Below are 20,529 nucleotides of genomic sequence, written 5' to 3' on the forward strand. Positions count from 1 at the left end.
GCAGCACGGAAGAGGGGCCCCGCACCGCGGAGCCCCTCTCTCGTCAGGCCGTCAGGACCAGGTGATCAGCCGCTTGGGCTGCTCCAGGATCGCGGCGACGTCCGCCAGGAACTTGGAGCCGAGTTCGCCGTCGATCAGACGGTGGTCGAACGACAGGGCCAGCGTGGTGACCTGACGAGGCTTCACCTTCCCCTTGTGGACCCAGGGCTGGAGCTTGATCGCGCCGACCGCGAGGATCGCGGACTCGCCCGGGTTCAGGATCGGCGTACCCGTGTCGACGCCGAAGACGCCGACGTTGGTGATGGTCACCGTGCCGCCCGCCATCGCGGCGGGGGAGGTCCGGCCCTCGCGGGCCGTGGAAACCAGCTCGCCCAGGGACGCGGCCAGCTGCGGGAGCGTCTGCTCGTGCGCGTCCTTGATGTTCGGCACGATCAGACCGCGCGGGGTGGCGGCGGCGATGCCCAGGTTGACGTAGTGCTTGCGCACGATCTCCTGGTTCGCCTCGTCCCAGGCGGAGTTGACCTCCGGGTTGCGCCTGATCGCGACGAGGAGCGCCTTGGCGACGATCAGGAGCGGGTTGACCCGGACCCCCGCCATGTCCTTGTCTTCCTTGAGCTCCGCCACCAGCTTCATCGTGCGCGTCACGTCGACGGTCACGAACTCCGTGACGTGCGGCGCGGTGAAGGCGCTGTCGACCATCGCCTGGGCGATGACCTTCCGCACGCCCTTGACCGGGATACGGGTCTCCCGCGCGCCCGTGACGGCGGCGGCCGGCGCCTCGGGAACGGGAACGGCCTCCGCCACGACCGGGGCCTGAACCTGCACCGGTACGGGGGTGGCCGCCGCGTGCACGTCGTCGCGGGTGATGATCCCGCCCTCGCCGGTCGGGACGACCGTCGCCAGGTCGATGCCCAGGTCCTTGGCCAGCTTGCGCACCGGCGGCTTGGCGAGCGGCCTGCTCTCCCGGACGGCCGTGGCGCCGTGGCCGTTCAGCTCGCCCTGGATCGCCGCCGCCGCGACGGGCGCCGGCGCCTCGGTACCCTTGCGGGCGCGCCGCTTCGTGGAGCTCTCGGCGACGCCGTACCCCACGAGGACGGGCTGACGTCCCTTGGGAGCCTCGGGCTCCGGTTCCGGCTGCGCGGCCGGCTCGGGCGCCGGGGCCGCGTCACCGGTGCCCGGGGCCACGTCCACCGCGATGATCACCTGGCCGACGTCGACGGTCGTGCCCTCGGGGAAGCGCAGCTCGTGCACCACCCCGTCGTACGGAATCGGCAGCTCCACGGCCGCCTTCGCCGTCTCGACCTCACACACGACCTGGCCGTCGGTGACGGTGTCGCCGGGCTGGACGTACCACTTGAGGATCTCGGCCTCGGTCAGTCCCTCGCCCACGTCGGGCATCTTGAACTCACGGAAGCGAGCAGCGTTGGAAGTGTCGGTCATCGTTGTCACGCCCCAGTCCTCAGTACGCCAGCGAACGGTCGACGGCGTCGAGCACACGGTCGAGACCCGGCAGGTACTCGTCCTCCAGCCGCGCCGGCGGATACGGGGCGTGGTAGCCGCCGACCCTCAGCACCGGTGCCTCCAGGTGGTAGAAGCAGCGCTCGGTGATCCGGGCGGCGATCTCCGCCCCGGAGCCGTAGAACACCGGCGCCTCGTGGACCACGACGAGCCGGCGGGTCTTCTCGACCGAGGTCTGGATGGCGTCGAAGTCGATCGGGGACATCGAGCGCAGGTCCAGGACCTCGATCGATTTGCCCTCCTCCTGGGCGGCCGCGGCCGCTTCCAGGCAGACCTTCACCATCGGCCCGTACGCGACGAGCGTCAGGTCGGAGCCCGTACGCGCCACCGCGGCCCGGTGCAGCGGACCGGGGATGGAGTCGGTCTCGACCTCGCCCTTGTCCCAGTAGCGGCGCTTCGGCTCGAAGAAGATGATCGGGTCGTCGCTCTGGACGGCCTGCTGCATCATCCAGTAGGCGTCGCTCGCGTTCGAGGGCGAGACCACCTTCAGGCCCGCGACGTGCGCGAACAGGGCCTCGGGGGACTCGCTGTGGTGCTCGACGGCGCCGATGCCGCCGCCGTACGGAATCCGGATGACGACCGGCAGCTTGATCTTGCCGAGCGCCCGGGCGTGCATCTTCGCAAGCTGCGTGACGATCTGGTCGTACGCGGGGAAGACGAAGCCGTCGAACTGGATCTCCACGATGGGCCGGTAGCCGCGCAGGGCCAGTCCGATCGCCGTACCGACGATGCCGGACTCGGCGAGCGGGGTGTCGATCACCCGGTCCTCGCCGAAGTCCTTCTGGAGTCCGTCGGTGATCCGGAATACACCGCCCAGCTTGCCGACGTCCTCACCCATGATGAGGACCTTGGGGTCGGTGTCGAGAGCCTTGCGCAGCGACTCGTTGAGAGCCTTCGCAATGGACATCTTTTCCATGGCCATGGCTACTTGCCCTCCTCGGCGGAGTCGGAGTCCGCGAACGATGCCTGGTAGGCGGCGAACTGGGCGCGCTCCTCGTCGACGAGCGGGTTCCCGTCGGCGTAGGCGTGGTCGAAGATCGCCATCGGGTCCGGATCGGGCATCGCCCGTACCGCCTCTCGCACCCGCTTGCCGAGGGTCTCGCTCTCCTCGTCCAGGGCGGTGAAGAACGCCTCGTCGGCGTTGCCCTGCTTCTCCAGGTAGGTGCGCAGCCGCAGGATCGGGTCCTTGGCCTCCCAGGAGACGCGCTCCTCGTCCGCCCGGTACTTCGTCGGGTCGTCGGACGTGGTGTGCGCGCCCATGCGGTAGGTGAACGCCTCGACGAGCGTGGGCCCCTCCCCCCGGCGGGCCCGCTCCAGCGCCGACCTGGTGACGGCCAGGCAGGCGAGTACGTCGTTGCCGTCGACCCGGACTCCGGGGAAGCCGAAGCCCTGCGCGCGCTGGTAGAGCGGGACGCGGGTCTGCTTCTCGGTCGGCTCGGAGATCGCCCACTGGTTGTTCTGGCAGAAGAAGACGACCGGGGCGTTGTAGACCGCGGAGAAGGTGAAGGACTCGGCGACGTCTCCCTGGCTGGAGGCGCCGTCACCGAAGTACGCGATCACGGCCGAGTCCGCGCCGTCCTTGGCGACACCCATGGCGTAGCCGGTGGCGTGCAGGGTCTGCGAGCCGATGACGATCGTGTACAGGTGGAAGTTGTTGCTGTTCGGGTCCCAGCCGCCGTGGTTCACACCACGGAACATCCCGAGCAGATTGGTCGGGTCGACCCCCCGGCACCAGGCGACACCGTGTTCGCGGTACGTCGGGAAGACGTAGTCGTCGTCGCGCAGGGCCCGGCCGGAGCCGATCTGGGCGGCCTCCTGGCCGAGCAGCGAGGCCCACAGGCCCAGCTCGCCCTGGCGCTGCAGGGCGGTCGCCTCGGCGTCGAAGCGGCGGGTCAGGACCATGTCCCGGTACAGGCCGCGCAGTTCTTCGGCAGTCAGGTCGATCTCGTAGTCGGGATGCTCCACCCGCTCGCCCTCGGGCGTCAGCAGTTGCACGAGCTCGGGCTCGGAACGCTGTGGCGTCTTCGCGGGTGTCTTGGCGGGTGTCTTGGCGGGCGTCTTGGCGGACGTCCTAGCAGGCGTTTTCACGGCGCTGGTCCGCTTACTGCTGCGTCGCGGTTTGCTCGCGGCAGTGCTCTCCACGGTCACGTGCGTGCTCCTCCGTCGGTCCGGCCCCCGGGGTCTGCCGGGAAGCCAGTGCGGCTCGCCTGTGTCCGTACCCGTGCACGGGGTGGGTGCCGCTCGGTCCGGGAAACAGGCGTGACAGGTGCCCCGGCGAGCGCCCTGCCAAAAGCACGTTACCCAGTACGCCGCTTAACTGCGAAACCCTATCTGACCTGCAATTTTGCTTGGATTTCCAAGTAAATCGAAAAAGTCGGGAACTCTCGCTGGTCACAGCACTGGGAACAGCCTTGCAGGCCGGCCGGAACAACGGCACGTTATCCCGCCGTTCGGCGGCAGGGAAGAGGCGAGTGTGTGAGACTGCGTTTTGTGCGCGAACAAGGAAAAATCACCGTTTTTCTGCTGGATGACCACGAAGTCGTCCGGCGCGGAGTCCATGAACTGCTCTCGGTCGAGGACGACATCGAGGTCGTCGGCGAGGCCGGCACGGCGGCGGACGCGCTGGTCCGCATCCCCGCGACCCGCCCCGACGTGGCGGTGCTCGACGTACGGCTGCCGGACGGGAGCGGGGTGGAGGTCTGCCGGGAGATCCGTTCCCAGGACGAGAGCATCAAATGCCTGATGCTGACCTCGTACGCCGATGACGAGGCACTGTTCGACGCGATCATGGCCGGCGCCTCGGGATATGTGCTGAAGGCGATCCGCGGCAACGAACTGCTGAGCGCGGTTCGGGACGTGGCGGCCGGGAAGTCGCTGCTGGACCCGGTCGCGACCGCCCAGGTGCTGGAGCGGCTGCGCGACGGAAAGAAGGGCCGGGGCGACGACAAGCTCGACAGTCTCACCGATCAGGAGCGCAGGATCCTCGATCTGATCGGGGAGGGGCTGACGAACCGGGTGATCGGCGAGCGGCTGCACCTCGCCGAGAAGACGATCAAGAATTATGTCTCCAGCCTGCTCTCCAAACTGGGCATGGAACGGCGCTCGCAGGCCGCCGCGTACGTGGCCAGGCTGCAGGCCGAGAAGGGCTGAGAACGAGGCGGGACAGCGGGAGACAGCGGGAGACGGCGGGAAGCGGCGGGGCGGCGCGGCAGCCGGACACTGCGGGGCGCGGCCGGAAGCACCCGGGCGCGCACGGGGCGGCCGTGGTCCTCGGTGGCCTTCGGGACTTTGGTCCCGGACCACCTGGGGCTGCGGCCTCTTTCTACGGTCTCCCCGGTGGCGGAGAGTGGAGGGCATGTCCTCTGAGGAACTCCACGCGATCGCTCTGCTCGGCCGCGTCCCCTACGGCCGGCTGGCGACGAGCATGCGAGCCCTCCCGATACTGGCGATCGCCCGTCACATCGTCGTCGACGGCCGCGTCGTCCTGCGGATGCACCGCGGCCTCGGCTACCACGAGGCCTGCGACGGCACGGTCGTGGCGTACGGGGCGGACAACTTCAACACCACGCCCTCGGGGGACGACGGCGAGCTGTGGTCCGTACAGTTCACCGGTCCCGCCGAGATCGTGCACCCGACCCCCGAGCAGCGGGAGCGCTTCGGCGCCGCCCCCACCCGGATGAACGGGGAGCCCTTCGCCCCGGCCTACCTCGGGGTCGACCCGCACTTCGCCTCCGTGCACACATTGGGCCTCCCACGCAAGTCAGCCGAGCCGCAACGCAGCGTGATCTAACATCTGGTGAGTGCCGCGCTCATCTGTAACCCTTCCGTCTGCTCCGCCGGTCGGCGAGGTGCTGTGCTCCTCCGCGCCCCGCTCCGCAGTGCCTCGTCCACCCGTTCCTCCGGTGGACGAGGTGCTGCGCTGCTACCCGGACGCCGGTGAACTCCTCACCTGCAAACCTGTCTCTCAAGGCCTCCTCAACCACGGCTACCGCGTCTCCACCACTCGCGGCCACTACTTCCTCAAGCACCACCTCGACGACGCCACCGGCGACCGCGCCACGATCGTCCGCCAGCACCGCGCCACCCAGCGGCTCCAGTCACTCGGCGTGCCCGTCGCCCCGCCCGTGGAGGACACCGAGGGCGACACCGTGACGGAGATCGGCGGCCGGTGCTACGCCCTGCACCCCTGGGTCGACGGGCTGCACCGGGCCGGCGCCCAGCTCACCGCCGCCCAGTCTCAGCGGCTCGGAGCGCTGCTCGGGGCCGTGCACACCGGGCTCGAACAGGTCATGGAGGCGGGCACGGGGCTCGCGGGGCGGTCCGGCGGGTACCGGAGCCCCGACGCCGCCGACACGTTCGCGCTGATCGACGACCTGCTGGCGGCCGCGCGCGGGCGCCGCCCCCGGGACTCCTTCGACGAGCTGGCCGAATACCGTCTCCTGGAGCGGCGGGCCCTGCTGGAACAGCATGCCGACCGCAGACCGCCCACCCCCGACGTCCCGGCCACCGGGTGGGTGCACGGCGATTTCCACCCGCTGAACGTCCTCTACCGGGGCACGGACCCGGTCGCGATCGTCGACTGGGACCGGCTGGGGGTCCAGCCCCGCGCGGAGGAGGCGGTACGGGCCGCGGCGATCTTCTTCGTGCAGCCGGCCGGGAAGCTGGAGCTGGAGAAGGTACGGGCGTACGCGGGGGCCTACCGGCGGGCGGCTGGGGCGGGGGCGGCGGAACTGGCCGCGGCGGTGCACCGCGTGTGGTGGGAGCGGCTCAACGACTTCTGGATACTGCGCTGGCGGTACTGCCTGCACGACCGAAGGGCCGACCCGCAGTTCCCTGCGGTGTCGGCCCTGGCGGTCTGGTGGACGCGCGAGTACGAGGCGGTGTGCGAGGCGTTCACGGGGTGAGACCTCGCGCGTTCACGAGATGGGAGCTCACCCCATGAACGCTGTGGGGTCACGAGGTGGCGCCGCCGCCCGTTACGGGATTGCCGCCAGATCCGCCGAGGGTCCCCCCGGACGCATCGCTGCCCGTACTGCCCGTACCGCCCGTACTCGTATCGGCGCCACCGCCGTCACCCGTACCCGAGCTGCCGCCGTCGCCCGTACCTGAGCTGTCGCCGCTCGTACCGGTGCTGCCGTCGCCCGTACCTCCCGTGCCGCCGGTCGCCGTACCCGTACCCGTACCGCCGTCGCCCGTACTCGGCGCGGACGGTTCCGTCGACGGAGGCTCGGACGACTGGCTCGGGATGACCGGCGGGGTGTAGGACTGCCGCGGCGGGGGCGAGTTCTGCTGATTGCCGGTGGAGCTCTCCGGCAGTTGGCTCTGCTCGCTCTGCTGGTCGCTCGGCTCGGGCGAACTCTCCGGCGAGGTCGGTGAACTGGAGGTCGTCGCGGGCTTCTTCTCCTGCTTCGTGCCGCCGAGGTCCTCGGCGTTGACCGCGATGGCGACACCCGCCCCGATGGCGATCAGCGCGAGCACGATGAACAGCCACAGCTTGCCGCGGCCGCCCCCGCCCCCGTTTCCGCCTTCGTAGCCCCCGTCGTCGGGGTTCATCGGCGGCAGGATCGGGCCCTGCGAGGTGTCCCCGTGCTGCGGATGGCCCATCGCCATCGTGCCACCGGTGATCCCCATCGCCGGCGTGTGGCCGCCCTCGTGCATCGCGACCGGGCCGGTGTTCCACGTACCCGTGTGGCCGCCCTGCACCTGGAGCATCTGCAGGCCGTACTGGACGAGGCCGCGCATCTCCTCGGCGCTCTGGAACCGGTCGTCCGGGTCCTTCGCGAGCGAGCGCATGACCAGCCCGTCCAGCTCCGGCGGCACCGCGCCCAACACCTCGGACGGCGGGACCGGAATGTCCTGCACATGCTGATATACGACGGAGAGCGGCGTCTCGCCCGTGAACGGGGGCCGCAGCGCCAGGAGTTCGTACAGCAGGCAGCCGGTGGCGTAGAGGTCGGATCGGTGGTCGACGGCCTTGCCCAGCGCCTGCTCGGGGGAGAGGTACTGCGGCGTGCCCATGACCATGCCGGTCTGCGTCATCGTCGACTGCGCGCCGTGCAGCGCACGAGCGATGCCGAAGTCCATCACCTTGACCGCGCCCGAGTTCGTGATGATCACGTTGGCGGGCTTGATGTCACGGTGCACGATGCCGTGCTGGTGCGAGTACGCGAGGGCTTCCAGCACGCCCGAGACGATGATCAGGGCCTGCTCGGGCGGCGGCGCCTCGGCGCTGAGGAGCAGATCGCGGATGGTGCGGCCCTCGACGAGCTCCATCACGATGTAGGGGACGGTCTGGCCGCCCACCACGTCCTCGCCGGAGTCGTACACGGCGACGATGGCATGGTGGTTGAGGCCCGCGACCGACTGCGCCTCGCGCGTGAACCGGGCCTTGGAGACCGGGTCCTCCGCGAGATCGGAACGCAGGAGCTTCACCGCGACCGTACGCCCCAGTCTGACGTCCTCGGCCGCGAAGACCTCCGCCATGCCGCCCCGGCCGAGCCGGTGGGTCATCCGGTAACGTCCGTCACCGACGACGCCGTCGATGCCCCAGGAGTCGGTGCCATCCGAAACTCCGCCGCCGTTTGCTTCGGAATCGGGTGCCATCAGTCCTCGCCGTCGTATCTGTCCGCGCGTCCGCGGGTTCTCACGGTGTCTAGCTGCATTGCCACGTCACGCTACAGCCTCTGCCGGGCACACCGTTTCCGAGAGGGACCGGTCATCCAATCGCCCGGCGCGCCGCCCGGGCAAATTCGATGCGGATCCTGTAACGCTTCCGAGACGCTTCTTGTGCGTAGGGTCACGGAACGGGCACCCGGCTTGACGTGTCGTACCCCTCGGGCAGACTTGGCGCGTAGTTAGGGATCACCGCGTCAGTCGCGCGCCGAGGGGGAAGCAAGTCATGAGCCAGGACGGCGCACACGGCGCTCAGGGGCGCTACGCGGGCGGTTCGGTCGCCGGCGGCCGATACCAGCTTCGCGACCTGCTCGGCGAAGGCGGGATGGCATCCGTATATCTGGCCTACGACTCCGCTCTGGACCGCCAGGTCGCGATCAAGACGCTCCACACGGAGCTGGGCCGCGAGCAGTCGTTCCGCGAGCGGTTCCGGCGCGAGGCACAGGCCGTTGCCAAACTGCAGCACACCAACATCGTCTCGGTCTTCGACACCGGCGAGGACGAGCTCGGCGGCGCGGTGATGCCGTACATCGTCATGGAGTACGTGGAGGGGCAGCCGCTCGGCTCCGTACTCCAGGCGGACATCCAGCACCACGGGGCGATGCCGGCCGACAAGGCGCTCAAGGTGACGGCCGATGTGCTGGCCGCGCTGGACACCAGCCACGAGATGGGCCTGGTCCACCGCGACATCAAGCCCGGCAATGTGATGGTGACCAAGCGCGGTGTCGTGAAGGTCATGGACTTCGGCATCGCCCGCGCCATGCAGTCGGGCGTCACCTCGATGACGCAGACCGGCATGGTCGTCGGCACCCCGCAGTACCTCTCCCCCGAGCAGGCCCTGGGCCGCGGGGTGGACGCGCGCTCCGACCTTTACTCGGTCGGCATCATGCTGTTCCAACTGCTGACCGGGCGCATCCCGTTCGACGCGGACTCGCCGCTCGCCATCGCGTACGCGCATGTCCAGGAGGAGCCGGTCGCGCCCTCCACCATCAACCGGTCGATCACCCCGGCGATGGACGCGCTCGTCGCCCGCGCGCTGAAGAAGAACCCGAACGAGCGCTTCCCCAGCGCCGCGGCCATGCAGGACGAGATCGCGCGCGTGCTGAGCGCGAGCGGGCAGCCGGGTGCCCCGTTGATCGTCGCGGGCGGCGGCGCCCCGGCGAACAGCGGTTCGGGCGTCGGCTCGGCGGTCTTCCCTCCGGTCGACCAGTCCACTCCGGCGCCACAGAACGTCCAGATGCCGTACCAGCCGGGCCCGTACCAGTCGGGGCCGTACGGTGCGCCGACCCCGGCGCCCACCCCGGCCCCGTCGTACGGCTATCCGCAGTCGGCTCCGGCGTACCAGAGCCAGGCGCCGATGTCCCCCATGTCCCCGATGCGGCAGCAGACCCCGTCGCCGCCGTACACGATCGCGCCGCAGTCCCAGACGCAGGGCGGCCCCGGCAGGGGCGACGCCAGGCGGAACATGCCGATGACAGTCGGCTCGATCGTCGTCGCGCTGGTCGCGATAGGCGGGCTGATCACGGTGCTCATGCTGAAGGAAAACCCGGGTACGAAGGGGGCCTCCTCCAGCGAGTCGTCGGCGTCGAGCGAGCACAAGGATCCGGAACGGAACCGGACGATGAAGACCGATGCGTGCACGGACGCCATGGAGAACAACGACGACCCGAACAAGGTCGACGCACCGAGTTTCCTCTACAAGGACATCCTCTCCGCGAAGGCGTGCGCGGACGCGGCGGGCTGGACGATCAAGCAGATCGAGGTGCCGGGGAACGCCTACGCGGAGGACCAGGTCATCGACCAGTTCCCGACCTCCGGAACCGCCGTGCCCAAGATGGGCGCCCACTTCGAACTCCGCATCGCGACGGGCGACCCGGCCTGACCCCGTCCTGAGCCGGCGTGGTACGCACGTGCACGGCGGGCGCGGTACGCACGTGCACGGCGGGCGCGGTACGCACGTGCACGGCGGGCGCGGTACGCACGTGCACGGCGGGCGCGGTACGCACGTGCACGGCGGGCGTATACGGGGCAGTGACGGGGGTGAGGGCGACCTCCCGAAGGCGTCATATATCCGAGATGCCGGACATATCATCACATGTGACGCTGACCGCATGGCTCAAGGACTTCTCCCATCGCGGCCCACGAGGTGTGTGGTCTGCCTCATATTCTCGGCGGGCGCGGCACTGGGGGCCGCGACAGGCCAGGTGCACGCGGACCGGCGCGCCCCAGGCGGGGCGCCACGGGCGGTCAGCGGCTCGGTGACTCCTCCCGCGAGGGCCTCCGCCGCACCTTCCGCCCACCCGTCCACCGACCCCAGCGCCCCAGGTGCCCAACCGTCGGACATGGGGTCGGCCGCCCCTTCGGCCACCCCTTCGACCGCCCCTTCGGCCGCCCCTTCGGCCACCCCTTCGGCCGAATCCTCGGCCGAATCCTCGGCCATACCGACGACCACCCCCTCGGACGGCGGCTCGGCCGCCCCCTCCCCCGCGCCCCCGGCGCCTCCGCCGCCCTCCCCCCCGGCATCCGGTTCCGCTTCGGCCTCCCCCTCCGGCCCGCCGTCCGCCGCCGCGGACACGAAGTCGCCGCCCCGCGAAGCGCAGTCCCCGCTCGCCGGGCGCGAGGCCGGTGAGGGGCGGCTGCGACCCGGACGGCCGCTCGCGCCCGCGGACAGTTCTTCCACCGAGGCCGACGAGCCCGAAGCGCCCGCCGAGCCCGTCCAGCCCGACGCACCCGACACCCCCGACACGTGGCCCACGGCGACCGATCCGGGGCCGGTCCCCGCCGCGATACCCGCGGCGAGCACATCCCCCGAGCCCGGCCGACTCGCGCCGCAGGCCCTCGACAGGCCGGCCGTACAGCGCGTGCAGCGGGCGTCTCTGGGCGCGGGAATCGCGCTGATAGGGCTGGGACTGGGCTTCCTCGCGATCCGTATGCGCCGCTCGGCCTGAGATGGCCCCACGGACCCGCAACCAGCGCGCAGGCACGCCGAGCGGCATTTGCATCGACCGGCATACTGGGTATACATACTCAGTATGTCGATCCGTCACGGGCTACTGGCCCTGCTGGAGCGGGGGCCCAGATACGGCTCGCAGCTCCGCACCGAATTCGAGTCGCGCACCGGCTCCACCTGGCCACTGAACGTCGGCCAGGTGTACACGACGCTGGGCCGGCTGGAGCGCGACGGCCTGGTCGTCCAGGACGACGAGGACGACCAGGGGCACGCCCTCTACGCCATCACCGACGACGGCCGCACCGATCTGCGCAACTGGTTCGAGACACCCGTCGACCGCAGTAGTCCGCCCCGCGACGAGCTGGCCATCAAGCTCGCCATGGCGGTCGGCGCGCCCGGTGTGGACATCCGGGCCGTCATCCAGTCCCAGCGCCACCACACCCTGAAGGCCATGCAGGACTACACCCGCCTCAAAGCACAGGCCCTGGCCGACGTCCCGGCCAACCGCGACGAGGTCGCCTGGCTGCTCGTAGTGGAACAGCTGATCTTCCAGGCGGAGGCGGAGGCCCGCTGGCTGGACCACTGCGAGTCCCGGCTGGTCCGCCTCGCCGAGGCCGCCGCCACGGAGCCGGAAGCCGAGGTACGTACGCCCGGCCGCACCCCGGCAGGCCGCAGCCCTGCCCGTATCACCCGTCCGCGCAGCCGGCACTGACCACCAACCACCCGCGTACACCCGGCACGTACCGGGACTATCCGGCACCCGGCGCCCCGCGCCCGCCGCCCGCCGCCCGCCGCCCGGCACAAACTCCGCAGCGCCCGCATACGCACCCGGTGCCGGCCACGGACCGCATCCGGGTCCGCCGCCGGCCCACAGACCTGTTCCAAGGGGGGAACCACCCATCATGTCCTCACGCGCCCCGTCCCGATCCGTGTCCTCGTCCGGCACACCGCTGTCGGTCGACGCACCGGTGCTCGAACTCCGAGCGCTCACCCGCACCCACGGCACCGGCGTCGCCGAAGTACACGCCCTGCGCGGCGTCAACCTCGCCGTGCACACCGGTGAACTCGTCGCCGTCATGGGCCCCTCCGGCTCCGGCAAGTCGACCTTGCTGACCATCGCCGGCGGTCTCGACACCGCGACCAGCGGCCAGGTCGTCATCGAGGGCCAGGACATATCCGGCCTCGACCGCAAGGGCGTCGCAGCCCTGCGCCGCCGCAGCGTCGGCTATGTCTTCCAGGACTACAACCTGATCCCGGCGCTGACCGCCGCCGAGAACATCGCCCTGCCGCGCGAGCTCGACGGGGTCTCCGTGCGCAAGGCCCGCAAGGAGGCGCGGGCGGCGCTGGAGGAGATGAAGCTCCTGGAGATCGCCGACCGGTTCCCGGACGAGATGTCGGGCGGTCAGCAGCAACGCGTCGCGATCGCCCGCGCACTGGTGGGGGACCGGCGCCTCGTGCTCGCCGACGAACCGACCGGGGCGCTCGACTCCGAAACCGGCGAGGCCGTGCTCGCACTGCTGCGCAACCGCTGCGACCAGGGCGCGGCCGGTGTGATGGTGACGCACGAACCGCGCTACGCCGCCTGGGCGGACCGGGTCGTGTTCCTCCGGGACGGTTCGATCGTCGACCAGACGCTCCCCGCCGACGCCGACTCGCTGCTGACCGCCGAGGGCGCCCAGTGAGCGTCTTCACGGGCTGGCGCGCCGCCCTCCGCATCGCCAGGCGCGACGCGACGAGGGCCAAGGGCCGCAGCGCATTGGTGGTCGCGATGATCGCGATACCGGTGCTCGGCGTGACGGCCCTCGATGTGACGTACCGGAGCATGACGCCGACCGTCGCCGAGCAGCTGACCAGCATGATGGGCTCCGCCGACGCGCTGTTCAGCAACGGGGTGATGACGGGGCCCATCGAGCAGCTCCCCGATGGAGCGGTGAGCCACATCTACATGGGCGTGGACGCCGCACCGCCCGTGGAGGACAGCGACCCGGTCGACGTCAGGACGACGTTCCCCAAGGGTTCGCGGGCGATCAGTATCCAGTCCGTCCCTGCGAGTGTCACCACCCGGTACGGCATCACGAACACCGACATCGTCGAGATCCGGACGTCGGACACGATGGCCCGCGGCAAGATCGACCTCGTGCGCGGCGCCTACCCGCACGGCAAGGGCGAGATGGCCGCCACGGAGCCGTTCATGAAGGCGACCGGGCTGCACGTCGGCTCGACCACCACCGTGCGCAACTCCGGCCGGACGTACACCATCACCGGCGTGATCGAGCTGCCCGGCGAGCTGAAGGCCGAAGCGCTCTACGCCGACCCCGGTGCGGTCATCGCTCCGTGGAAGGCCGAGGCCGACCACGACAAGAAGGTACTTCCGCCGAACGCCGGGTCCATGGACTGGCTGGTCAAAGGCCCCGCAGGGGTCGGCGTGACCTGGCCGCACGTCATGGCGGCCAATAAGTCGGGCGTGCTCGTCACGTCCCGGCAGGTCGCCCTCGACCCGCCGCCGGACTCCGAGGTCCCGCTGATGGCCAGGAACCCCCACATCGCCGACAGCGGCTCCGGAGAGCTCAGCACGGCACTCGTCACCGTGATCGCGATGGCGGTCCTGGAGATCGTGCTGCTCGCCGGACCGGCCTTCGCGGTCGGTGCGCGACGTTCCCGCCGTCAGCTCGGCCTCCTCGGCACCTGTGGCGGGGACAGGCGGCATGTCAGGGCCGTGGTGCTCGGTGGGGGTCTGGTGCTCGGTGGCATCGGAGCGGTGACGGGTGTCGTGGTCGGTCTCGGGCTCACCGCGGCTTTCCAGCCCGTGATCGAGAACTGGGCCGGGCACCGGTTCGGCTCTCTGACGATGCTGCCGCTGGAGTTGCTGATCATCGCCGCCATCGGCCTGATCACCGGCTTGTTGGCGGCGTTCGCCCCGGCGATCGTGGCGAGCCGGCAGTCCGTACTGGAGTCGCTGACCGGCCGGCGCGGCGTCCGCCGCTCCTCCCGGGTGCTGCCTGTCCTGGGCACCTGCGTACTGGCGCTCGGTGGTGCGATCGCCCTCTTCGGCGGCAGCATCGGGAGTTCGGCACTGGTCGCCGGCGGATCCATCGTCGCCGAACTCGGTCTGCTCGCCTGTATCCCGGTGATCGTCGGCTTCCTCGGGCGGCTCGGCAGGAGGCTGCCCCTCTCGCCCCGGATGGCGCTGCGCGACGCCGCCCGCAACCGTGGTCGTACCGCTCCCGCCGTCGCCGCGGTCATGGCGGCCGTCGCGGGTTCGGTGGGCATCGCCACCTACATGTCCAGCTACTCGGCCGAGTACGAGTACAACTACATCCCGTTGCTCACCGAGGGAACCATCGTCGTCTCGTCCTTCGACGAGGAGTCGGCCGCGCGGCTCCCGCTGGCTCGGACGGCCGTGGAGCGGAACATGGCCGTCACCGGCGGACACGCGGACTTCCGACGGGTCTGGGCGGGCAGCGACTGCCGCGTCTACGAGGAAAACCACTGCGGCACGCTGGAACTGGTCAAGCCCGACGGCAAAGCACACAGTTGTCCGCTCACCCGCAAGGGGGCCAAGGAACTCGCCGCGCGACTCTCCGCCGACGAGCACAAGAAGATGGTGCGTTCCCCCGCCTGCCTGACCGACCTGATGACATCGGGTCTCTTCAACACGGACGAGAGCAACATCGTCGTCGCGGACGCGGCCCTGCTCGACACGTATGTGAAGCTCGACGACCCCGCGGCCGCCGAGGCACTGGCCGCGGGCACACCCGTACTCCTCAACCCGGTGTACGCGGAGAACGGCGAGGTGACGATCAAGTCGGTCCACCAGTACAGCGAGAAGGACAAGAAGAACGGGAAGCAGCACCCGGGCAAGGCGCGGACCACCGTCGACAAGCTGAAGGTGTACGTGGCCCCCGCCAAGTACGCCGCCACCCCCGGAATCCGCATGATCCTTCCGGCGCGGACCGCGGAGCGGCTCGGCCTGCACACCAGGGCGGCCGGAAGCGTGTATGCCGTCGCCCACGCCCCGACGAACGCCGAGGACCAGCGGGTTTCCGGTGCCATCGCGCAGGCCGGCGGCGGAATGTGGGTGCAGTCCGAACACGGCCCCGGCCGGCAGGACAACACCGTACTGCTGATCCTGACCCTGTTCGCCGGAGTGGTGACCCTGGGCGCGGCCGCGATCACTACGGGCCTCGCCAAGGCGGACGCGGAGGCCGACCTCAACACCCTGAGCGCGGTGGGCGCGCCACCGGGCGTGCGGCGCAGGCTGTCCGGCTTCCAGTGCATGGTGGTGGCCCTCACGGGTGTGGTGCTCGGCACGCTGGCGGGTCTGGTGCCCGCGGTGGCGCTGCGTCTCGTCGACCTGCGGGAAGCACTGGCGCAGATGCGGGTGGACCCCACCCAGTCGGCGTACACGCCGATCGTGCTTCCCTGGACGGCCGTCGGTCTGCTCGTCGTCTGCATTCCGCTGCTGGCCGGGCTCCTCGCGGCGGCGTTGACCCGATCGCGCCTGGCCCTGGCACGACGGGCCGGGTGAGGTTGCGAGCGGTGCGGTCGGCGGTGTGACCGGCTACGGTCGGACCGGCTGCCGTGGGCCGACCGGCCGATTCGGTGCCCCCGAAAACGGTGGATCAACCGTTTGCGGGGGCACCACCGTGTTGTGCGGCAGGTGTGCGAGACAATGGCGCCATGGAAATGCCGAGGAATGAACGGTCGCAGGAGCACCCCCAAGTCCTCGTGGTGGGGCAGGACGGCATGGCGATCGGCGGCGGTGGCACTGACGACGAGTCGCGTGAGGTCCCGGTGACGGAGATGGTCGAACAGCCCGCGAAAGTCATGCGCATCGGCAGCATGATCAAGCAGCTCCTGGAGGAGGTCAGGGCTGCTCCTCTCGACGAGGCGAGCCGGGTCAGGCTCAAGGAGATCCACGCGAGCTCCGTGAAGGAGCTGGAGGACGGCCTCGCGCCGGAGCTGGTGGAGGAGCTGGAGCGGCTCTCCCTGCCGTTCACCGAGGAGTCGGTGCCCTCCGAGGCGGAACTCCGGATCGCTCAGGCCCAGTTGGTGGGCTGGCTGGAGGGCCTCTTCCACGGCATCCAGACGGCGCTGTTCGCCCAGCAGATGGCGGCGCGGGCCCAGTTGGAGCAGATGCGCCGCGCCCTTCCGTCGGGGAGCGGCCACGAGGACGAGGACGGCAGCGGGGACCAGCACGGGGCCATCCGGTCGGGGCCGTATCTGTAGTCGATACGCCGCTCCGGCCCGTACGGCACTCCGGTCCGTACGTTTCGATGACGTAACAACGCCAAGGCCCGGCACACATGGTCGACGACCTGGGTGCCGGGCCCCGTTGTGTGGTGCGTGCGGTACGTGCCCGGTGGCGGGCGCAGGGACAGGGGCGGGTGTCAGCCCGCGGGTGTCCGCAGAAGCACCTTCCCGATGTGTGTGCTGGACTCCAGCACCCGGTGGGCCTCGGCGGCGTCGGGCATCGGCAGCGTGCGGTCCACGACCGGCCGTACGACACCGTCGGCGATCAGCGGCCAGACATGCTCGCGCACGGCGGCGACGATGGCGGCCTTCTCGGCGAGCGGACGACCGCGCAGTGAGGTCGCGGTGATGGCGGCCCGCTTGTGCAGCAGGGCGTTCAGATTCAGCTCACCCTTGACGCCGCCCTGGAGGCCGATGATGGCCAGCCGGCCGTTGACGGCGAGCGCCTTCACGTTCCGGTCCAGGTACTTCGCGCCGACGATGTCGAGGATGACGTCCGCACCGGCGCCGTCCGTCGCCTTGCGCAGCTCCTCGACGAAGTCCTGCTCCCGGTAGTCGATCAGGATATCGGCGCCCAGCTCCGCACAGCGCGCCAGCTTCTCCGGTCCGCCCGCGGTCACCGCGACCCGTGCGCCCACGGCCTTGGCGAGCTGGATCGCCATAGTGCCGATGCCGCTGGATCCACCATGCACCAACAGCGTCTCGCGGGGGCGCAGATGGGCCACCATGAACACGTTCGACCAGACCGTGGCCGTCACCTCGGGCAGTGCCGCCGACAGCGTCAGGTCGACTCCGTCCGGTACGGGCAGCAGCTGCCCGGCGGGTACGGCGACCTTCTCCGCGTAACCGCCACCGGCGAGCAGCGCACACACCTCGTCGCCGACCGACCAGCCACTGACGCCGGGCCCGATCGCCGAGATGCGGCCCGCGCACTCCAGGCCCGGGTACGGAGAAGCACCGGGCGGCGGGTTGTAGAACCCCTGCCGCTGCAGCACATCGGCGCGATTGACCGCGCTGGACACGACATCGACGAGGACCTCGCCCTCACCGGCTACCGGATCGGGCACCTCGGCCCATACGAGCGCCTCGGGGCCACCGGGTTCGGGGATCGTGATCGCATACATGGCGGCGAGGCTACTCCGTGGCACGGAACGGACGGAGCCGCGGCGCCGGACGGGCAACCATGCGGCGCCGGGAGGCGACGCCATGACGCGATGAGCCGAGCGGTGAAAGCGAGCCGGAACGACGGGAGCGGCGAGAGCGAGCCGAATCGGCAAAGTGCCCACCATCGACCCGAGGATGACGCAGATGACGAGCTCGCGGCGCCCGCGCGGTGCCCGGCTACGGGCGGGGCACGCCTGGCGCCGGGTGGCTCGGCGGTGGTTCGTTCGAGGCACGCACGATGGTGATCAAACGGTCCGTCAGCTGCAGAGGACTGGCCGCCGGATCGTCGTATCCGAGCAGTCGATGCCCCCGCAACACGCTGACGACGAGGTCCTCGGTCTCCCGGACACTCTTGCCCACTTCGGCCTTTATCACCGGCCGTTCGACGAGGTCGAGACCGCTGCCCTGCTGGATCAGGTCCTCCATCACCGTGCCCGCGCTGGGACTGAGGACGGAGAGGCCGAGCAGCCGTCCCGCCGCGCTGGCGCTGGTGATCACCGCGTCGGCGCCGGACTGCCGAAGCAGCGGGGCGTTCTCCTCCTCGCGCACCGCGGCGACGATCTTCGCGCCGCGGTTGAGCTGCCGCGCCGTCAACGCCACCAACACCGCCGTGTCGTCGCGCTGCGTGGCGATGATGATCTGACGCGCCTTCTGGAGCTCGGCACGCAGGAGAACTTCGCTGCGCGTCGCATCGCCGACCACACCCACGAAGCCTTCGGCGTTGGCGATCTCGATCACCTTGCTCGCCGGGTCGACGATGACGATCTGTTCCTTCTTCAGGCCGGTGGCCCGCAGGGTCTGGATGGCCGAACGACCCTTCGTGCCGAAGCCGACGACAACGGTGTGGTCACGCAAGTTGGCTCTCCAACGCTTCAGCCGAAAATCCTCTCGGGTCCGTTCCGTAAGAACCTCAAGAGTGGTACCGACCAGGATGATCAGGAACAGCACCCGCAACGGTGTCACGAGCAGTACATTGGTGAGCCGGGCGGCGTCCCCGTACGGGGTGATGTCGCCGTATCCGGTGGTGGAGAGGGTGACCGTCGCGTAGTACACCGCGTCCAGAAGGTCGACGTTGTCATCGGCGGCGTCGTGATACCCACTGCGGTCGAGCCAGACGATCAGCACGGTGACGGCAAGCACTATCAACGCCATCATCAGCCGTTTGGCAACCTGCCGCGCCGGTCCTTGGACGACCCTGCGCGGGAGCTCCACCCGCGTGGGCGCGACATGCTCGTCGGCGCGCCTGGCCATCGCATCGTGGCCGGGAAGTTTCACGTGAAACACCCTTCCGTCCACGGCGTCGCCGAGGCCCACGGCAAGTCGAGGATCTCCACCCCGGTGCCGGACCGTACCCCGCCCGGAGGTATGACGGCCAGTCCGTCGGCCGCGGCAATCCCCCGGAGCATCGCCGGACCGTTGTAATGCAGCGGTACGACGTACTCGGCACCGCTGCCGGCTCCCACGTTGCCGAGATTACGTGCGCGGTCGTCACGGCCGCCCGCGCGGTGGACAACGGGTACCAGACGGGTGTCGTGCGGGTGCCCGTGCACCTCGTCGCGCACCACGGCCCAATACGGCGCCTCCGGCGCATGGCCGGCCAGCCCGCGGAGCAACGGCTCAGCGAGCGTGAGAAGCCCGGAGATGGCGGCCAGCGGATTGCCCGGCAGCCCGACGAGGTACGGGCCCGCATTCGGCCCCTCCGCCCTGAGCCTGGCCAGCAGCATCGGGTGGCCGGGGCGGACGGCGACGCCGTCGACCAGCAGCTCGGCCCCGATCTCGGCAAGGACCGGGTGGACGTGGTCGACAGGGCCAGAGGCCGTACCGCCGGTGGTGATGATCAGATCCGCGGCGGAGGCGGTGAGGGCGCGTCGGAGGGCCGCGGCGTCGTCGTCGAGGCGCTGCGGGGCGGAGACCTCGGCACCCAGGGCGCGCAGCCAGGGGCCGATCATCGGGCCGAGCGCGTCACGGATCAGCCCGTCGTGCGGCAGCCCACTGGTCAGGAGTTCGTCACCGAGAACGAGGACATCGACGCGGGGGCGGGGGACGGTGCCCAGCTCGTCGTATCCTGCGGCGGCGGCCAGGCCGAGGACCGCGGGCGTCACCAGGGCGCCGACGGGCAGGAGTTGATCGCCGGAACGGCATTCCTGGCCTCGGGGCCTGATGTCCTGTCCTGGATGCACCCGGTGCGTCGCGTGGAGCAGCCCCTTGGACTCGTCCACGCGAGCGTGCTCGCTGCGGATCACCGCGTTGGCGCCCGCCGGGATGCGCGCGCCGGTGGCGATCCGTACGGCATCGCCGTCGGGGAGCGCGGCGGGGGCGTGGTGCCCGGCCAGGATGCCCTGTTCTCGGTTCGGACGTGGACTGAGGCGTGCACTCGGGCGTGGGCTTGTGTCGCCCTCCTCATCTCCGCTTCCTTCGACTTCGCGGATGGTCCATGGCCCCGGTCCGGTGACGACCCAGCCGTCCATGGCGGAGGTGTCGAAGGACGGCAGATCGGTGAGTGCGACGAGCGGTTCGGCGAGTACGTGTCCGAGTGTCTGATCTAGGGGGAGCCGCCGGGTACGGACGGGAACGTCACGGCCCGACCGAGCGGCGAGCGCGCGCGCCTCCCGCCAGGGGTGCGCCCGGCCGGCCGGAGGCGGGTACGAGGATGCGGATGCGCGCTCTTCGGCGAGGCGGGGCCGGTCCGTGGAGTTCGACGACTCCACGGGACAGGACTCCGTGAAGAGGGGCCGACCAGCAGACTGAGCTCGGTCCACGGACTGAGGCAGATCCGTGAAGCCGAGCCGATCCGCAGGCCGAGGCTGATCCACGGAGTGAGGCCGTCGTGACGGTTGGGGCTCATCCAACGACCGGCGCCCAACCAGCGCGAGGGCCTGTTCAACGGCCCGGTCCTCCTCAACGGCCCGGTCCTCCTCAGCGGCCCGGTCCTCCTCGGCGGCCCGCAGTTCCTCCTGGGTCGGCCACCGCTC

16 protein-coding genes are annotated in these 20,529 nt (G+C 70.4%); 9 read left to right on the forward strand and 7 right to left on the reverse strand.

Features of this window, described 5'->3' with window-relative positions; all coding sequences use genetic code 11:
* Window positions 1-51: 51 nt before the first annotated feature.
* Genes OG936_RS16700 through pdhA form a run of 3 tightly spaced genes read right to left on the reverse strand, consistent with a single transcriptional unit; the run spans window position 52 to window position 3,666 of the window.
* A complete protein-coding gene (locus OG936_RS16700) occupies window positions 52-1,449 on the reverse strand; it encodes a dihydrolipoamide acetyltransferase family protein (RefSeq protein WP_406495619.1) in 1,398 nt (465 codons plus the stop codon).
* Window positions 1,450-1,459: 10 nt separating this feature from the next.
* On the reverse strand, window positions 1,460-2,440 hold the full coding sequence (locus OG936_RS16705; protein ID WP_406495621.1) for an alpha-ketoacid dehydrogenase subunit beta: 981 nt from the start codon (window positions 2,438-2,440) through the stop codon (window positions 1,460-1,462).
* Between the two features lie 2 nt (window positions 2,441-2,442).
* Window positions 2,443-3,666 (reverse strand): pyruvate dehydrogenase (acetyl-transferring) E1 component subunit alpha, encoded by a 1,224-nt coding sequence (pdhA, locus tag OG936_RS16710; protein ID WP_406495623.1) that lies wholly within the window; start codon window positions 3,664-3,666, stop codon window positions 2,443-2,445.
* A gap of 342 nt (window positions 3,667-4,008) precedes the next feature.
* On the opposite strand from pdhA, the gene OG936_RS16715 reads away from it, so the two are divergent.
* From OG936_RS16715 to OG936_RS16725, 3 genes are all read left to right on the forward strand, one after another.
* A complete protein-coding gene (locus OG936_RS16715) occupies window positions 4,009-4,668 on the forward strand; it encodes a response regulator (protein ID WP_406495624.1) in 660 nt (219 codons plus the stop codon).
* 205 nt (window positions 4,669-4,873) lie between these two features.
* Window positions 4,874-5,308: a pyridoxamine 5'-phosphate oxidase family protein gene (locus OG936_RS16720; protein ID WP_406495625.1), complete on the forward strand. Its 435-nt coding sequence runs from the start codon at window positions 4,874-4,876 to the stop codon at window positions 5,306-5,308.
* A 121-nt stretch (window positions 5,309-5,429) separates the two neighbouring features.
* Window positions 5,430-6,422 (forward strand): phosphotransferase, encoded by a 993-nt coding sequence (locus OG936_RS16725; protein ID WP_406500474.1) that lies wholly within the window; start codon window positions 5,430-5,432, stop codon window positions 6,420-6,422.
* A gap of 49 nt (window positions 6,423-6,471) precedes the next feature.
* Here the strand turns inward: OG936_RS16725 and OG936_RS16730 are convergent, their stop codons facing one another.
* On the reverse strand, window positions 6,472-8,121 hold the full coding sequence (locus OG936_RS16730; protein WP_406495627.1) for a protein kinase domain-containing protein: 1,650 nt from the start codon (window positions 8,119-8,121) through the stop codon (window positions 6,472-6,474).
* 295 nt (window positions 8,122-8,416) lie between these two features.
* On the opposite strand from OG936_RS16730, the gene OG936_RS16735 reads away from it, so the two are divergent.
* From OG936_RS16735 to OG936_RS16760, 6 genes are all read left to right on the forward strand, one after another.
* Window positions 8,417-10,072 (forward strand): protein kinase domain-containing protein, encoded by a 1,656-nt coding sequence (locus OG936_RS16735; protein WP_406495628.1) that lies wholly within the window; start codon window positions 8,417-8,419, stop codon window positions 10,070-10,072.
* Window positions 10,073-10,532: 460 nt separating this feature from the next.
* A complete protein-coding gene (locus OG936_RS16740) occupies window positions 10,533-11,138 on the forward strand; it encodes a hypothetical protein (protein WP_406495630.1) in 606 nt (201 codons plus the stop codon).
* Window positions 11,139-11,222: 84 nt separating this feature from the next.
* Complete coding sequence (locus OG936_RS16745; RefSeq protein WP_406495631.1) at window positions 11,223-11,852, forward strand: PadR family transcriptional regulator; 630 nt, start codon at window positions 11,223-11,225, stop codon at window positions 11,850-11,852.
* Window positions 11,853-12,042: 190 nt separating this feature from the next.
* Entirely contained in the window at window positions 12,043-12,822 is a 780-nt protein-coding gene (locus OG936_RS16750; protein ID WP_406495632.1) for an ABC transporter ATP-binding protein, read from the forward strand.
* Complete coding sequence (locus OG936_RS16755) at window positions 12,819-15,668, forward strand: FtsX-like permease family protein (RefSeq protein WP_406495633.1); 2,850 nt, start codon at window positions 12,819-12,821, stop codon at window positions 15,666-15,668. The genes OG936_RS16750 and OG936_RS16755 overlap by 4 nt, the downstream gene beginning before the upstream one ends.
* 152 nt (window positions 15,669-15,820) lie before the next feature.
* Entirely contained in the window at window positions 15,821-16,369 is a 549-nt protein-coding gene (locus OG936_RS16760; protein WP_406495635.1) for a bacterial proteasome activator family protein, read from the forward strand.
* 161 nt (window positions 16,370-16,530) lie between these two features.
* Here OG936_RS16760 and OG936_RS16765 read toward each other — a convergent pair whose 3' ends face one another.
* The 3 genes from OG936_RS16765 to OG936_RS16775 form a co-directional block, all read right to left on the reverse strand.
* Window positions 16,531-17,517, reverse strand: a complete 987-nt coding sequence (locus OG936_RS16765; protein ID WP_406495637.1) for an NAD(P)H-quinone oxidoreductase — start codon at window positions 17,515-17,517, stop codon at window positions 16,531-16,533.
* Window positions 17,518-17,734: 217 nt separating this feature from the next.
* Window positions 17,735-18,871 carry a potassium channel family protein gene (locus tag OG936_RS16770; protein ID WP_406495639.1) on the reverse strand — a complete coding sequence of 379 codons (1,137 nt, stop codon included), beginning with the start codon at window positions 18,869-18,871 and terminating at the stop codon, window positions 17,735-17,737.
* Window positions 18,829-20,505 carry a molybdopterin molybdotransferase MoeA gene (locus OG936_RS16775; protein WP_406500476.1) on the reverse strand — a complete coding sequence of 559 codons (1,677 nt, stop codon included), beginning with the start codon at window positions 20,503-20,505 and terminating at the stop codon, window positions 18,829-18,831. Before OG936_RS16775 ends, OG936_RS16770 begins: the two co-directional genes overlap by 43 nt.
* Window positions 20,506-20,529: the final 24 nt, after the last annotated feature.

It is taken from the genome of Streptomyces sp. NBC_00846 (genome assembly GCF_045207325.1).
Classification (GTDB): domain Bacteria; phylum Actinomycetota; class Actinomycetes; order Streptomycetales; family Streptomycetaceae; genus Streptomyces.